At 70.6% G+C, this 14,676-nt stretch carries 13 protein-coding genes; 8 read left to right on the top strand and 5 right to left on the bottom strand.

Annotated elements, in window-relative coordinates; all coding sequences use genetic code 11:
• Nucleotides 1-113: 113 nt before the first annotated feature.
• Both mltG and GTW40_RS25050 read right to left on the bottom strand, forming a co-directional pair.
• Complete coding sequence (gene mltG / locus GTW40_RS25045; protein ID WP_161182432.1) at nucleotides 114-998, bottom strand: endolytic transglycosylase MltG; 885 nt, start codon at nucleotides 996-998, stop codon at nucleotides 114-116.
• Between the two features lie 69 nt (nucleotides 999-1,067).
• Complete coding sequence (locus GTW40_RS25050) at nucleotides 1,068-2,870, bottom strand: ABC transporter ATP-binding protein (protein ID WP_161182433.1); 1,803 nt, start codon at nucleotides 2,868-2,870, stop codon at nucleotides 1,068-1,070.
• Between the two features lie 117 nt (nucleotides 2,871-2,987).
• On the opposite strand from GTW40_RS25050, the gene GTW40_RS25055 reads away from it, so the two are divergent.
• The 5 genes from GTW40_RS25055 to GTW40_RS25075 all read left to right on the top strand — a co-directional run bounded on the left by GTW40_RS25055 (nucleotide 2,988) and on the right by GTW40_RS25075 (nucleotide 8,279).
• Nucleotides 2,988-3,437: a MarR family transcriptional regulator gene (locus GTW40_RS25055; protein WP_161182434.1), complete on the top strand. Its 450-nt coding sequence runs from the start codon at nucleotides 2,988-2,990 to the stop codon at nucleotides 3,435-3,437.
• A 163-nt stretch (nucleotides 3,438-3,600) separates the two neighbouring features.
• Nucleotides 3,601-5,466 (top strand): ABC transporter ATP-binding protein, encoded by a 1,866-nt coding sequence (locus GTW40_RS25060; protein WP_161182435.1) that lies wholly within the window; start codon nucleotides 3,601-3,603, stop codon nucleotides 5,464-5,466.
• The gene (locus GTW40_RS25065; RefSeq protein ID WP_161182436.1) at nucleotides 5,463-7,244 is read left to right on the top strand and encodes an ABC transporter ATP-binding protein; all 1,782 of its coding nucleotides are present in this window, start codon (nucleotides 5,463-5,465) and stop codon (nucleotides 7,242-7,244) included. The genes GTW40_RS25060 and GTW40_RS25065 overlap by 4 nt, the downstream gene beginning before the upstream one ends.
• Nucleotides 7,245-7,502: 258 nt before the next feature.
• Nucleotides 7,503-7,973, top strand: a complete 471-nt coding sequence (locus GTW40_RS25070) for a DUF5709 domain-containing protein (protein WP_161182437.1) — start codon at nucleotides 7,503-7,505, stop codon at nucleotides 7,971-7,973.
• A 42-nt stretch (nucleotides 7,974-8,015) separates the two neighbouring features.
• The gene (locus GTW40_RS25075; RefSeq protein WP_161182438.1) at nucleotides 8,016-8,279 is read left to right on the top strand and encodes a type B 50S ribosomal protein L31; all 264 of its coding nucleotides are present in this window, start codon (nucleotides 8,016-8,018) and stop codon (nucleotides 8,277-8,279) included.
• Between the two features lie 14 nt (nucleotides 8,280-8,293).
• On the opposite strand, the gene GTW40_RS25080 is transcribed toward GTW40_RS25075, so the two are convergent.
• On the bottom strand, nucleotides 8,294-9,088 hold the full coding sequence (locus GTW40_RS25080) for a metal-dependent hydrolase (RefSeq protein ID WP_161182439.1): 795 nt from the start codon (nucleotides 9,086-9,088) through the stop codon (nucleotides 8,294-8,296).
• 145 nt (nucleotides 9,089-9,233) lie between these two features.
• Here GTW40_RS25080 and GTW40_RS25085 point away from each other — a divergent pair, with 145 nt between their 5' ends.
• Together GTW40_RS25085 and GTW40_RS25090 are read left to right on the top strand one after the other, a co-directional pair.
• Nucleotides 9,234-11,747 (top strand): DEAD/DEAH box helicase, encoded by a 2,514-nt coding sequence (locus GTW40_RS25085; RefSeq protein ID WP_161182440.1) that lies wholly within the window; start codon nucleotides 9,234-9,236, stop codon nucleotides 11,745-11,747.
• 19 nt (nucleotides 11,748-11,766) lie between these two features.
• Nucleotides 11,767-12,633, top strand: coding sequence for an acyl-CoA thioesterase II (locus tag GTW40_RS25090; protein ID WP_161182441.1), 867 nt, complete (start codon nucleotides 11,767-11,769; stop codon nucleotides 12,631-12,633).
• On the opposite strand, the gene GTW40_RS25095 is transcribed toward GTW40_RS25090, so the two are convergent.
• Together GTW40_RS25095 and GTW40_RS25100 are read right to left on the bottom strand one after the other, a co-directional pair.
• Complete coding sequence (locus tag GTW40_RS25095; protein WP_161182442.1) at nucleotides 12,620-13,597, bottom strand: DUF6397 family protein; 978 nt, start codon at nucleotides 13,595-13,597, stop codon at nucleotides 12,620-12,622. The genes GTW40_RS25090 and GTW40_RS25095 overlap by 14 nt on opposite strands.
• Before the next feature lie 124 nt (nucleotides 13,598-13,721).
• Nucleotides 13,722-14,135 (bottom strand): roadblock/LC7 domain-containing protein, encoded by a 414-nt coding sequence (locus GTW40_RS25100; protein ID WP_161182443.1) that lies wholly within the window; start codon nucleotides 14,133-14,135, stop codon nucleotides 13,722-13,724.
• Nucleotides 14,136-14,227: 92 nt separating this feature from the next.
• Between GTW40_RS25100 and GTW40_RS25105 the strand changes: the two genes are divergently transcribed.
• Nucleotides 14,228-14,656, top strand: a complete 429-nt coding sequence (locus tag GTW40_RS25105; protein WP_161182444.1) for a PPOX class F420-dependent oxidoreductase — start codon at nucleotides 14,228-14,230, stop codon at nucleotides 14,654-14,656.
• The last annotated feature ends 20 nt before the right edge of the window (nucleotides 14,657-14,676 follow it).

Raw genomic sequence — 14,676 nt, forward strand, 5'->3', positions numbered from 1 at the left:
GTGGGCAGCCGGAGTCGGGCGGCGGGCAGCTGAAGTCGGACGGCGGGCGACTGGCGGGTCCCGGGGGCAGCGCCCTGCGGACCCGGCCCGCCCGCCGCACCGTCCGCTCAGCCTCAGCGGGACGTCTGCGCCGTCGGTCTCCCGTGCGGGCTGCCGCTCGGCGTGCCCGGGTGCGTGGTGGCCGTCCGCTGTTCGTTGAACTCGGTCACATTGCGCATGTGCTTGATGTAGTCGGAGGTGAAGCGGGTGTCCCCGGGCTTGACCGTGACGAAGTACAGCCAGTCGCCCCTCGGCGGACTGAGCACGGCTCGCATCGCGTCCTCGCCGGGGTTGCCGATCGGGGTGGGCGGCAGCCCCTTGCGCTGGTAGGAGTTGTACGGACTGTCGATGCGAGTGTCGTCGGTGCTGGTGCGCAGGATGTGGCGGTTGAGCGCGTAGTTGAGGGTGGCGTCCATCTGGAGCGGCATCCCGCGCTCCAGCCGGTTGAACACGACCCGGGCCACCTTGCCCATGTCGGCCTTGTTCCCGGCCTCGGCCTGGACGATGCTCGCGATGGTGACGGCCTGGTAGACGTTCAGCGCGTTGCGCTGGGCCCCGGCGGCGACGGGCGCGGCATTGAACCTCTCGTTGGCGGTGTCGACCATCATCCGCAGCAGCGATTCCGCCGTGGTGCCCTTCCGCAGGGGGTAGGTGGCGGGGAAGAGATAGCCCTCGGGGTTGCCCTCGGCGTCGTTCGACAGCTTCAGCCCGGCGTGGGGTGCGGCTTTGCGGGTGGTGCCCGGTTTCAGTTCGAGGGCCTTGTCGACGGCGTCGTAGATCTGGCTCGCACGCCAGCCCTCGGGGATGAGCAGGGTCGCCGTTTTCGACGCCCCGCTGAGGAGGCCGATCAGCGACACCGCCACGGCGGTACCGGCCAGAACGGTGCCGACCCCGACGAGGGCGAGTCTGCCCCGGCGCGTCAGTCGCATCGTGCTCCGTGACGGAGTGTTGATGTTCATGCGGGCAAGGTAATACGCGTACTACCACATTCTCCGCATATCGCCTGATCGCATACTCCCGTCGCGGCGTCAGGTGACGGGGGCCAGTTGGGCATCCCTGCGCACGAGGGCCGCATAGCGTCCGTCCTGGTCGAGCAGCTCCTCGTGCGTGCCACGCTCGGCTATGCGGCCGGAGTCGAGGACGACGATCTGATCGGCGTCGCGGACCGTGGACAGGCGGTGGGCGATCGTGATGGTCGTCCGGTCGGCCGACAGGACGTCGATGGCTTCCTGGACGGCGGCCTCGGTGCGAGTGTCCAGGGCACTGGTCGCCTCGTCGAGGATGAGGACCGGCGGATTGCGCAGGATGGTGCGGGCGATCGCCAGACGCTGCTTCTCACCACCGGAGAAGCGGTGTCCGCGCTCTCCGACGACCGTGTCGTACCCGTCGGGCAGCGCCGCGATGTGGTCGTGGATCTGGGCGGCCCGGGCGGCCGCGTGCAGTTCCTCGTCGGTGGCGTCCGGTTTGGCGAAGCGGAGGTTGTCGGCGACCGAGGCGTGGAAGAGGTACGTCTCCTGCGAGACGACGCCGACCGCGCGGGCGAGGGTGTCGAAGTCGAGGTCGCAGACGTCCACCCCGTCCAGGGTGACGCGGCCGCCGGTGACGTCGTACAGCCGGGGCACCAGATAGCCGAGCGTGGACTTGCCGGCACCGGTGGGTCCGACCACGGCCAGGCCGCTTCCGGCCGGCACGGTGAGGTCGATGCCGTCGAGGACGGCGCCGCCCTTGCCGTCGTAGCGGAACTCGACGTTCTCGAAGCGGACCTCGCCTCTGATCTTGTCGAGGTGGACGGGCCGGGCGCGTTCGGTGATGTCGATCGGCAGGTCCAGGTACTCGAAGATGCGCTGGAAGAGGGCCAGCGAGGTCTGGATCTGGACGCCGGTCGCCAGAAGGCTCACGGCCGGGCGGAACAGGCCCTGCTGGAGGGAGACGAAGGCGACGAGCGTGCCGAGCGAGACCTCGGGTCCGCCGAACCGGAGCGCCAGACCGGCGGCCCAGTAGATGACGGCGGGCATCGCGGCCATCACGATCGTGATCACGGCCATGCGCCAGCGTCCGGCCATGCTCGATCTGACCTCGAGATCGACCAGGCCCTCGGACTCCGCCGCGAAGCTTGCCGTGAGGGATTCCGAGCGGCCCATGGTCCGGCCGAGCAGGATGCCGCTGACCGACAGCGATTCGGTGACGGTGGCGGCCATCGCGGCCATCTGTTTCTGTCGCCGGGTGGTGATTCTCTTGCGTTCCTCGCCGACGCGGCGGCTGATCCAGACGAAGACCGGCAGCAGGACCAGGGAGACGACGGTGAGGCGCCAGTCGAGCGCGACCATGGCGACGACGGTGGCGATGACGCTGGTGGCGTTGGACACCAGCGAGGTCGCGGTCGAGGTGACCGTGGCCTGCATTCCGCCGATGTCGTTGGCGATGCGGGACTGCACCTCGCCGGTGCGGGTGCGGGTGAAGAAGGCGAGCGACATCCGCTGAAGGCGGCCGTAGACGGCGGTGCGCAGATCGTGCATGACGCGCTGGCCGACGGTGGTCGAGATCAGCGTCTGCAGGACGCCGAAGACGCTGGAGAGGACCGCGCTGAGGATCATGCCGAGCGCGAGGAGGCTCAGCAGGCCGGTGCGGCGCTGCGGGATGGCGACGTCGAGGATCTCCCTGAGGAGGAACGGCGTGGCCACGGAGACCAGCGAGGCCGCCCCGACGAGCAGGGCGACGATCGCCAGCCGCCCGCGATAGGGGCGGAAGAGTTTCAGGATGCGACGCACCTGCCGGGGCTGCTGCCCTGCATCGGCAGGTGGGTTCCAGGTGACTTCACGTTCGGGCTTCATGGGCTCCTACGAAGAGGGGAAGGGGCCGGTCACGCGGACCGGCCGACGATGACTCGAAGAGCATAGCTCATTGTTACCTATGCTCACAATGAACAGGGTCCTGATATTGTTCCCGGCATGAACACCCCCGACCCCGAAAGCGCTCTCGCGGAGCAGTTGCTGCGGCTCACCCGCCGGGTGCACCGCATCCAGAAGCGCCACCTGGAGCAGCGCGATCTGGGCGTCACTCCAGCCCAGTCCCGACTGCTGCGCGTCCTCGCTCACTACGACTCGCCCCCGCGTATGGCCGATCTGGCCGAGCGTCTGGAGGTGGTGCCCCGCGCGGTGACGACCCTGGTCGACGGGCTGGAGGCGAGCGGCAAGGTACGCCGGATGCCGGACCCGGCGAACCGCAGAGTGACCCGCATCGAGCTGACGGACGAGGGCCGCGCGACCCTGCGCGAACTGCGTGGCGCACGCCGCTCCGCGGCCGAGGAGATCCTCGCCCCGCTCACCGACAAGGAGCGACAGCTGCTCGGCCTGCTGCTGGACACGCTGATGGACGGGGATCTCCCCAAACCCTGCTGAACGGCGGGCGTCCCGACAGGTATCGGAACGGCGGGCGGTGCGGCTCCGTGGAATCTCGCGGAGGACCGGGAAAACCGGTTGAAATTCACCCCCGCGCGAGGTGACCCTTTCACGGCTTGCCGCCGTCTGTTGCCCTCCTCCGGACACGAGCCACTGGGACGCCATGCAGATCCAAGACCTTCCGTACTCCGATCCGGGCATGGCCGACGCACGCTCGGGTCCGCACCTGCTGTGGTGGCTCTTCCGCAACCAACGGGGCGGCCAGCTCAAGGCGTTGCTCTGGGGCATGCTGCACTTCTCCGCCGTCTGCGCACTGCCCTTCTGCGTCGGGCTGGCCGTCGAGGCGGCCGTGAAGGGCTCGGCCGCCGGACTCCTCCGGACGGGCGGCCTGCTGCTCCTCTGCGGCACGTGCGTCGCCGTCGGTGACACCTTCCTGCACCGGGCCGCCGTCACCAACTGGATCACGGCGGCCGCCAGGCTCCAGCAACTGCTGGCGCGCAAGGCCGCGCATCTGGGGTCCGCGCTGACCCGGCGCGTCGCGGCGGGCGAAGTCGTGGCCGTCTCCACCGGCGATGTGGAGAAGATCGGCTGGTTCGTGGAGGCCGTCTCCCGTTTCACCGCCGCCGCGCTGACGGTCGTCCTCGTCTCTGTCGCCCTCATCGTCTATCAGCCCGCTCTCGGTGTGGTCGTCGCCGTGGGTCTTCCGCTCGTGGCGCTCGCGGTGCTGCCGCTGCTCCCCCGCGCCACGCGCCGCGCCGACGTTCAGCGCGAGAAGGCGGGCCGGGCCACCGAACTCGCCTCGGACACCGTGGCCGGGCTGCGCGTGCTGCGCGGCATCGGCGGCGAGGAACTGTTCCTCACCCGCTACCGCAGCGCCTCGCAGGAGGTGCGGCACGCCGCGGTGCGCAGCGCCCGCATGTGGTCGCTCATCTCCGCGATCCAGGTGGTGGTGCCGGGCCTGCTGCTGATCGCGGTGGTCTGGTACGGCGTCCAGCTGGCCCACGAGGACCGGGTGACGGTCGGTGAACTGGTCACCGTCTACAGCGCGGTCATGATCCTCAATTACCCGATGCGCCACTTCGAGGAGATCGCGATGGCCTTCTCCTTCTCCCGCCCCTCCGCGACGCGTGCGGCACGCGTCCTGTCCCTCCGGCGTCCGACGGACGCGGAGGGCACGGGTGCCGGCGGCACGGACACCGGCGAGGTGCCAGGAGGCGACCTGCACGACCCCCTCACCGGACTTCTCGCCCCCGCCCACCGGTTCACGGCGGTGGTGTGCGGCGACCCGGACGCGGCGGGCGAACTGGCGGCCCGTCTGGGCGGCCATCCCGCCGAACCGGGGCCGTCGGTGCTGCTCGGCGGCGTCGCGCTGAACGACCTCCCTCTCGACCGGGCCCGCACCGCGGTCCTCGTCCAGGACAAGGACCCGGTGCTGCTGTCCGGCTCACTGCGCGAACTGCTCGACGTGCCCGCTTCCTGCGCCGTCCGGGCCGAGGACGCGCTCGCCGCCGCCCAGTGCGACGACGTCCTGGACGCCCTGGCCCAGGCCTCGCTCGACGCCTCGGACCCCATGGACACCCGCATCACCGAACGCGGGCGCTCCCTGTCGGGCGGCCAGCGCCAGCGGCTGGCCCTGGCCAGGTCGCTCGTCACGGACCCGGAGGTCCTGGTCCTGGACGAACCGACCTCTGCCGTGGACTCGCACACCGAGGCGCGGATCGCCGAGGGGCTGCGCGGACTCCGCTCCGGCCGCACCACTGTGGTGTTCACCTCCTCGCCGCTCCTGCTGGACCGCGCGGACAGCGTGGTCTTCCTCCACGAGGGCACCGTCGCCGCGACCGCTCCGCACCGCGAGTTGATCGCCACCGATCCGCGGTACCGGGCCGTGGTGACGCGCGAGACCGAGGACGAAAAGGACGGAAGCGCCCGCGACGGCACCACTGATCCGACCGGCCCGCTGGAACGGGCCGACGGCGACGCCCTGCTGGGCGAACTGGACCGGCTCGAAGAGATCGAGGAGAGCGCATGATCGGCGTCGCGCCACCGGCGTACGACCCGGCGGCCCCGAAGACCACGACCACCCTCCCCGTCGGCGCGGCCTCGACGGTGCGCGCCTACGTCGCCGAACTGTTCCGCAGGCATCGCCGGTCCTTCCTGATCCTCATCGGCGTCAACACGATCGCCGTCATCGCCTCCATGGTCGGCCCGTATCTGCTCGGCAGCCTCGTGGAGCGGGTCTCGGACGACGCCCCCGACCTGCATTTGGGGCCGACGATCGGCCTGTTCGTGATCGCGCTGGCCGTGCAGGCCCTGTTCGTCCGCCAGGTGCGGCTGCGGGGCGCGATGCTCGGCGAGCGCATGCTGGCCGACCTGCGCGAGGACTTCCTCGTCCGCTCGGTGGGGCTGCCGCCGGGCGTGCTGGAGCGGGCGGGCACCGGCGACCTGCTCTCCCGGATCACCACTGACATCGACCGTCTGGCCAACGCCATGCGGGAGGCCGTACCCCAGCTGGCCATCGGCGTCGTCTGGGCGCTGCTGCTGCTCGGCGGCCTCGTCGTGACCGCTCCCCCGCTGGCGGCCGCCGTCCTGCTCGCGGTGCCGGTACTGGTCGTCGGATGCCGCTGGTACTTCAAGCGGGCCCCCTCGGGCTACCGATCGGAGTCGGCCGGATACGCCGCCGTCGCCGCCGCCCTCGCGGAGAGCGTGGACGCGGGCCACACCATCGAGGCGCACCGTCTGGGCGCCCGCCGCGTCGCCCTGTCGGACCGGCGGATCAAGGAGTGGACCGCGTGGGAGCGGTACACACTCTGGCTGCGCTCGGTGCTCTTCCCGGTGATCAACGCCGTGCACATCATCGTGCTCGGTTCGGTGCTCATGGTCGGTGGCTTCTTCGTTCTGCGGGGCTGGATCGACGTGGGGCAGCTGACGACGGGCGCCCTGATCGCCCAGATGCTGGTCGACCCGGTGAACCTGATCCTTCGCTGGTACGACGAGGTGCAGGTCGCCCAGGTGTCCCTGGCCCGCCTGGTCGGGGTGCGGGACATCGAGCCGGAGGCGGGCGAGGCCACGCTCACCCCCGACGGCCGCGACGTCCACGCGGACCGCGTCCACTTCGGCTACCGCGAGGGCGTCGACGTGCTGCGCCAGGTGTCCCTGGAGGTCGCACCGGGCACCCGGCTGGCTCTGGTCGGCCCATCCGGCGCGGGCAAGTCCACGCTGGGCAGGCTGCTCGCCGGCATCTACGCGCCCCGTGACGGGCACATCACCCTGGGCGGTGCCGAACTGTCCCGGATGCCCGCCGAGCGGGTCCGCTCGCACGTCGCCCTCGTCAACCAGGAGCACCACGTCTTCGTCGGTTCCCTGCGCGACAACCTCCTGCTGGCCCGTGCCGGGGCGGAGGACGCCGCGCTGTGGGCGGCGCTCGGCGCGGTCGACGCGGACGGCTGGGCCCGCGCGCTGGACGACGGACTCGACACCGAGGTGGGCTCCGGCGGACTGTCGCTGACCCCGGCGCAGGCCCAGCAGATCGCGCTGGCCCGGCTGGTGCTGGCCGACCCGCACACGCTGGTCCTGGACGAGGCGACGTCGCTCCTGGACCCGCGCGCCGCCCGCCATCTGGAACGCTCGCTGGCCCGTGTCCTCGACGGTCGCACCGTGGTCGCCATCGCGCACCGGCTGCACACCGCCCATGACGCCGACGTGATCGCCGTCGTGGAGAACGGCCGCATCAGTGAGCTCGGCAGCCACGAGGACCTGGTCGCGGCGGACGGGGCCTACGCGGCGCTGTGGCGGTCCTGGCACGGCTGATGTCGCGGCCGCAGGGTTCGGCCCGCCCCGGCGACGGGGCGGCCGTCCGCGCCCGCCGACCCCCGCGACGGCACGCCGCCCGGCCCCGCGCCGGACGGTGTGCCGTTGCGCGGTCCCGAACAGGGATGGAAGGCTGGACGGGGAGACCGGTTCGGAGGACGCCGGGGGACGGTCCGGTCCTCGCCGTGCGACACCCGCGCCGACGGGCCACCGCGCCACGCGATGGCGCCCGGCCGCGCTCACGACCTGGAGGTTCCCGTGGACAGCGCCGACGGCTGGGGGGACGACGTCTACCAGCCCGACCCTTCCGACATCCCGGAGGACGCCGGGCCGCTCGACGCCGACGACACCCTGATCTCCGACGGCGTCGCCGATCCGCTCGACCGGGGCTGGTCCCCGCCGGAGCGCCCCTGGGCGGTGGAGCACGACGGGGTGACGGCGGCGGAGCGTCAGGCCGGGGAAAGCCTGGACCAGCGGCTCGCCGAGGAACTGCCCGATTCCGCCGCGCCTGACGGCGATGGCCTCGGCGACTACGACGGCGGTGACGGCGAACTGCTGGACAACGAGGTCGGCCGCCTTCGCTCCGGGCGGCTGGTCGCGCCCGACGAAGGGGCGCACGAGGACGACGAGAGCGCGCTGGTGGCCACGGATGTCGGCATCGACGGTGCCGCCGCCACCGCCGAGGAGGCCGCGATGCACATCGTCGACGAGGACTCCCTCCCCGGCTGATCCGCACGCCCCCTGCCCCACCGCCCCGCGCGAGGAGCCGCCATGCAGCAGGACAAGCACCCCGAGTACCGTCCCGTGGTCTTCCGCGACCGGGCCGCCGGGTACGCCTTCCTCACCCGGTCGACCGCGGTCAGCGAGCAGACCATCGAGTGGGACGACGGCGAGACCTACCCCGTGATCGACGTGGAGATCTCGTCGGAGAGCCACCCCTTCTACACGGGCGAGGCCCGCACCGTGGACACCGAGGGCCGCGTCGCCCGCTTCGAGCGCCGGTACGGCGGGGCGGACTCCGGCGAAACGACCTGAGGCAGAGCCACGCGTCAGATCACGTTGAGGGCCGCCGCGCAGCCGATGCCGCCGAGCACCATGAAGACGGGCATCAGCACCTTGACCTCGACCCAGCTGCCCGCTCGGAACCGCATGACCTTCGGCGGACCCAGCGGGTACCAGCGCTTGCGGCCGACCGGGATGGGCCACAGGATCGGGCAGCCGGAGACGGTCAGCGCGTCCCCGAGGCAGTGCACCAGCGCACCCAGCACGATCGGCAGGCCCAGCCACAGATAGTCCTGGCCGGCCTGGTCGAACAGCCAGTGGGCGCCGCTGCCGTCCTTGTCCAGCATGCCCGCCAGAATCCAGGCGCTGGTCCCGGCGAGCAGCCAGACCAGCACATCGCTGCTGGAGCCGCGGGCCGCCCGCCACAGCAGACCCTCGATGGCCAGCACCATGTGCGCGAAGAGGATCACCAGGACCCCCCAGCGACCGCAGGTGACCGCCACCGCCGAGCAGGCGGCTCCGATCAGGACCGCCCACAGCCAGGTGTGGGTGAGCGTGCGGTGACCGCCCGACCGGCGCGGGTCGCCCGGCTTCCGGGTCGCCTTGTAGACGGCGTAGGACAGCTTGTCGACGACTTCGCAGACCCTGCGTGACACCGGCCCGAACGACCGCGAGATGGTGGCCGCCTTGTGATCGAGGTCCGGGGCGAGTGCGGCACCCGCGCAGATCAAGGCGCCCACCAGCAGGACCGGCCAGGGCATCGGATGGCCGGCGGCCGCGGCGGCGGCCCCCACACCGAGCCAGGCAGCGGCTCCCGACAGTGAATGTGCTGGTCCCATCATGGCCGCTTTCCGCCCCATTCCTCGTGTACCACTGTGCAGTTGAGCCGGAGCGTTGACGCTCCGTCGGCGACACAGCGTAGCTGCCATGATCATGGGGACAACAGCCGATTCCCCGGTTGGTGCCGAGGCCAGGCAAGATGGGGGCGTGACCCTCATCGATCAGCTGCCGCCGACCGCCGACCCCGACGCCCTGTACGAAGCCTTCGAGTCGTGGGCCGACGAGCGCGGTCTCACGCTCTACCCCCACCAGGAGGAGGCGCTGATCGAGGTGGTCTCCGGGGCGAACGTGATCGTCTCGACGCCCACCGGCTCGGGCAAGAGCATGATCGCCGCGGGCGCGCACTTCGCCGCGCTCGCCCGTGACGAGGTCACCTTCTACACCGCTCCGATCAAGGCCCTGGTCTCGGAGAAGTTCTTCGAGCTGTGCAAGCTCTTCGGCACGGAGAACGTCGGCATGCTCACCGGCGACGCCTCGGTGAACGCCGACGCGCCCGTGATCTGCTGCACCGCCGAGATCCTGGCGTCCATCGCCCTGCGCGACGGCAAGAACGCCGACGTCGGCCAGGTCGTGATGGACGAGTTCCACTACTACTCGGAGGGCGACCGCGGCTGGGCCTGGCAGATCCCGCTCCTCGAACTGCCCCAGGCGCAGTTCATCCTGATGTCGGCCACCCTCGGTGACGTCTCCTTTTTCGAGAAGGACCTCACCCGCCGCACCGGCCGCCCCACTTCGGTGGTCCGCTCGGCCACGCGACCCGTGCCGCTCTCCTACGAGTACCGGCTCACCCCGCTCACCGAGACCCTCACCGACCTGCTGGAGACCAAGCAGGCCCCGGTGTACATCGTGCACTTCACCCAAGCCCAGGCCGTGGAGCGGGCGCAGGCGCTGATGAGCATCAACATGTGCACGCGCGAGGAGAAGGAGCGGATCGCCGAAATGATCGGCAACTTCCGCTTCACCACCAAGTTCGGCCAGAACCTGTCCCGTTACGTCCGGCACGGCATCGGCGTACATCACGCCGGCATGCTGCCCAAGTACCGGCGCCTGGTGGAGAAGCTGGCCCAGGCCGGTCTGCTGAAGGTCATCTGCGGCACGGACACCCTCGGTGTGGGCGTCAACGTGCCCATCCGCACGGTGCTGTTCACGGCGCTGACCAAGTACGACGGCAACCGGGTGCGCACACTGCGGGCGCGGGAGTTCCACCAGATCGCGGGCCGGGCCGGGCGGGCGGGCTTCGACACCGCCGGTCTCGTCGTCGCACAGGCTCCCGAGCACGTCATCGAGAACGAGAAGGCTCTCGCGAAGGCGGGCGACGACCCGAAGAAGCGCCGCAAGGTGGTGCGCAAGAAGGCTCCCGAGGGGTTCGTGGGCTGGACGGACAACACCTTCGAGAAGCTGATCGTCTCCGAACCCGAGCCGCTGACCTCGCGGTTCCGGGTGACGCACACGATGCTGCTCTCGGTGATCGCCCGGCCCGGCAACGCCTTCGAGGCGATGCGCCACCTCCTCGAGGACAACCACGAGCCGCGCAAGCAGCAGCTCCGGCACATCCGCCGCGCGATCGCGATCTACCGCTCTCTTCTGGACGGCGGCATCGTCGAGAAGCTCGACAAGCCGGACGCCGAGGGCCGCATCGTGCGTCTCACGGTCGATCTCCAGCAGGACTTCGCACTCAACCAGCCGCTGTCCACGTTCGCGCTCGCCGCGTTCGAGCTGCTCGACCCCGAGTCGCCGTCCTACGCCCTCGACATGCTGTCCGTCGTCGAGTCCACGCTGGACGACCCGCGCCAGATCCTGGTCGCCCAGCAGAACAAGGCGCGCGGTGAGGCCGTGGCTGCCATGAAGGCGGACGGCGTCGAGTACGAGGAGCGCATGGAGCGCCTCCAGGACGTCACCTACCCGAAGCCCATGGAAGAGCTGCTCTTCCACGCGTACAACACCTACCGCAAGAGCCACCCGTGGGTCGGAGACCACCCGCTGTCGCCGAAGTCGGTCGTCCGTGACATGTACGAACGGGCGATGTCCTTCACCGAGTTGGTGTCCTACTACGAACTCGCCCGCACCGAGGGCATCGTGCTGCGCTACCTCGCCAGTGCCTACAAGACCCTCGACCACACCATCCCCGACGACCTGAAGTCCGAGGACCTCCAGGACCTCATCGAGTGGCTCGGCGAGATGGTTCGCCAGGTGGACTCCAGCCTGCTCGACGAGTGGGAGCAGCTGGCCAACCCGGCGGAGATGACCGCCGAGGAGGCCCAGGAGAAGGCCGACCAGGTGAAGCCGGTCACCGCCAACGCGCGGGCCTTCCGCGTCCTGGTCCGCAACGCCCTCTTCCGCCGTGTGGAGCTGGCCGCCCTGGACCAGGTCGAGGAGCTGGGCGAGATGGACGCCGACTCCGGCTGGGACGCCGAGGCGTGGGGCGAGGCCATGGACAAGTACTGGGACGAGTACGACGACCTCGGAACCGGACCCGACGCCCGCGGCCCCAAGCTGCTGGTGATCGAGGAGGAGCCGCAGAACAAGCTGTGGCGCGTCCGCCAGATCTTCGACGACCCGAACGATGACCACGACTGGGGCATCAGCGCGGAAGTCGACCTCGCCGCCTCCGACGCGGAGGGCCGTGCGGTCGTCCGTGTCACCGATGTCGGCCAGTTGTGAACAACAGGAGAACCCACCGATGACGAACCCGGCCGAGAGCCTGGTAGACCTGCTCGACCTGGAGCAGATCGAGGTCAACATCTTCCGTGGCCGCAGCCCGCAGGAATCCCTCCAGCGGGTCTTCGGCGGCCAGGTGGCGGGACAGGCGCTGGTCGCCGCCGGACGCACCACCGACGGCGACCGTCCCGTGCACTCGCTGCACGCGTACTTCCTGCGGCCGGGTCGCCCCGGCGTGCCGATCGTGTACCAGGTGGAGCGGGTCCGCGACGGACGCTCGTTCACCACCCGGCGGGTCACGGCCGTGCAGCAGGGCCGCACGATCTTCAATCTGACCGGCTCCTTTCACAAGCCCGAGGAAGGACCGTTCGAGCACCAGCTGCCGCCGGCCCGTGAGCTGCCGGACCCGGAATCCCTGCCGCCGGTCGCCGAGGAGATCCGCAAGCATCTGGGCGCCCTGCCGGAGGCCCTGGAGCGGATGGCCCGCCGCCAGCCGTTCGACATCCGCTATGTCGACCGGCTGCGCTGGAACCCGGAGGAGATCGACGGCGCCGATCCCCGCAGCGCCGTGTGGATGCGCGCGGTCGGACCGCTCGGCGACGATCCGCTGGTGCACACCTGCGCGCTGACCTACGCGAGTGACATGACCCTCCTGGACGCGGTCCGCATCCCGGTCGAACCCCTGTGGGGGCAGCGGAACTTCGACATGGCCTCGCTGGACCACGCCATGTGGTTCCACCGGCCGTTCCGCGCCGACGAGTGGTTCCTGTACGACCAGGAGTCCCCGATCGCGATCGGCGGCCGGGGCCTGGCACGCGGCCGTATCTACGACCAGCAGGGGAATCTACTGGTGTCGGTCGTCCAGGAAGGCCTGTTCAGGTCCCTCTGAGGCAGGTGCGAGCCCCGTCGGAACGTCCGGCGCCGGTCGGCACCGCCGCGTTCCGCGAGCGTCGGCCGCGCAGCCACGCCAGGAGCCTGCGGCGTTCGCGCGCGGCTTCCGGAGTCTGCGGACGGACCGGCGGGCCGGGCCGCCGTGGCATCGAGGCGGGGCTCGGTCGGCCCGAGCGGGCTCGCACCTCCCCGGGTGCGACCGCCCGGGCTTCCGCCAGTGCCTGCTCCAGGTCCGCGCGCAGCCACATGATCTCGTCCGGGTCCTGTGCCGTCATCAGTTCCTCGGCGATGTCCGCGGACGGTGTGCCCGGGGCGCCGTGGCGGGGTGGCACCGGGCGGAGCCGGTTCAGACGTGCCTGCTCGGCGGGACTCTCGGTGGCGGCGGCGACCTCGTCGGGCGGGAGCAGGGCCGCCAGCGCTCCGGCGCGCGCCCAGGGGTCACCCTCCGCGTCCCTCAGCAGGAATCCGAGATGGCGGCCGCGCCAGTTGCGGGCGCGCAGGTCCACGCCCGCCGCCACCTGGCTCCTCAGGGTCTCGGGTGTCCGGCCCTCCAGGAGATGGGCGTTCACGTCGCGTGCCGCGAACTCCTCCACTTCTTCGGCGAGATACTGCCAGACCACTACCCGGTAGCGGTTGAGATAGAAGCGCACCGGTACCAGCAGTCCCAGGCGGGCGAGCCGGGCGAAGCGGCCCGGAGAGATGTTCATGAGCGCTGCGGCCCCGGTCGTGGTCACGAGCCGGACGCGTACCCGGAGAGTCTCCGGGAAGCCGTCGTCGGCACGGATGCGGTCGATCTCCGCGCGCTCGACGCGGCGGCCGCTGCCGACCTCGTCACGTACGGTGCGGATGCGGCCGAGCTGCACGGCGAGTTCGAACTCGGCCCGGTTCAGCCCTAGTTCGCGTGCGGCACGGCTCGGTGTGCAGGTGGTGGGGCTCGGCGCGGTCAGGGTGGTTCCCGGCATGATCGTACTCCCCCGTGGAGTGTGTGGCTCACGCCCTGTGCGTCAGCCGTGCACACACCGTAGCCGGTTCGCGCGAAGCGTGGCAGCCCTGTGGATAACTCCGGCGGACGCGACAAACCCCAGGTCAGAGGTCTGCCACTGGAGTGTGCTCGGGTCGGCGGACGTCCACTTGGAGATGTTCGCCGACCCGGTTGACGAGCACCGTCATCTCGTAGGCGATTTGTCCGATGTCCGCCTCCGCCCCGCTGAGCACGCACAGGCAGCTGCCCGAGCCCGCGGCGGTGACGAACAGCACGGCGTCGTCGAATTCGATCATCGTCTGGCGGACCCGGCCGGCCCCGAAGTGCCGACCCGATCCCTTGGCAAGGCTGTGCAGACCGGAGGCGACGGCGGCGAGGTGCTCCGCGTCCTCCCGCCGCAGTCCCGTACTGGCTCCGGTGACCAGTCCGTCGTTCGACAGGACCAGTGCATGGCGGACGTGGTCCACGCGCTCGGTCAGATCGTCAAGAAGCCAGCCAAGTCCTTGGTTATGCCCCATGTTCCGTCTCCCCGTGCGACCTCTCCCCCTGGCCGGAGGATCTATTGGCCAGCCTTCCCCACCTCCGGCGTCCGGGCAAGCAGGATGGGCGTATGGCACAGAAGATGACCGACGAGGAATGGCGGGCGTTCGTCTCGTACGGCACCCGAACCGGCAAGCTGGCGACGGTCAGGGCGGATGGGAGCCCTCATATCGCCCCGATCTGGTTCCTGCTCGACGGTGACGAGCTGGTTTTCAACACCGGCAAGGAGACGGTGAAGGGGCGAAATCTCGCCCGTGACAGCCGCGTCGCCCTGTGCGTGGACGACGACCGGCCGCCCTACTCCTTCGTGGTGCTCAACGGTGACGCGCGTCTGACGGAGGATCTGGACCAGGTCCGGCACTGGGCCACCCGGATCGCCGCGCGGTACATGGGCGAGGAGCGCGCCGAGGAGTTCGGCGCCCGCAACGGCGTTCCGGGCGAACTGCTGGTCCGGGTCCCCATCGGCCACGTGGTCGCGATGAAGGACATGACGGACTGAGAGGACCTCGCCTCACAGGC

The organism is Streptomyces sp. SID4985 (assembly GCF_009863025.1).
Taxonomy (GTDB): domain Bacteria; phylum Actinomycetota; class Actinomycetes; order Streptomycetales; family Streptomycetaceae; genus Streptomyces.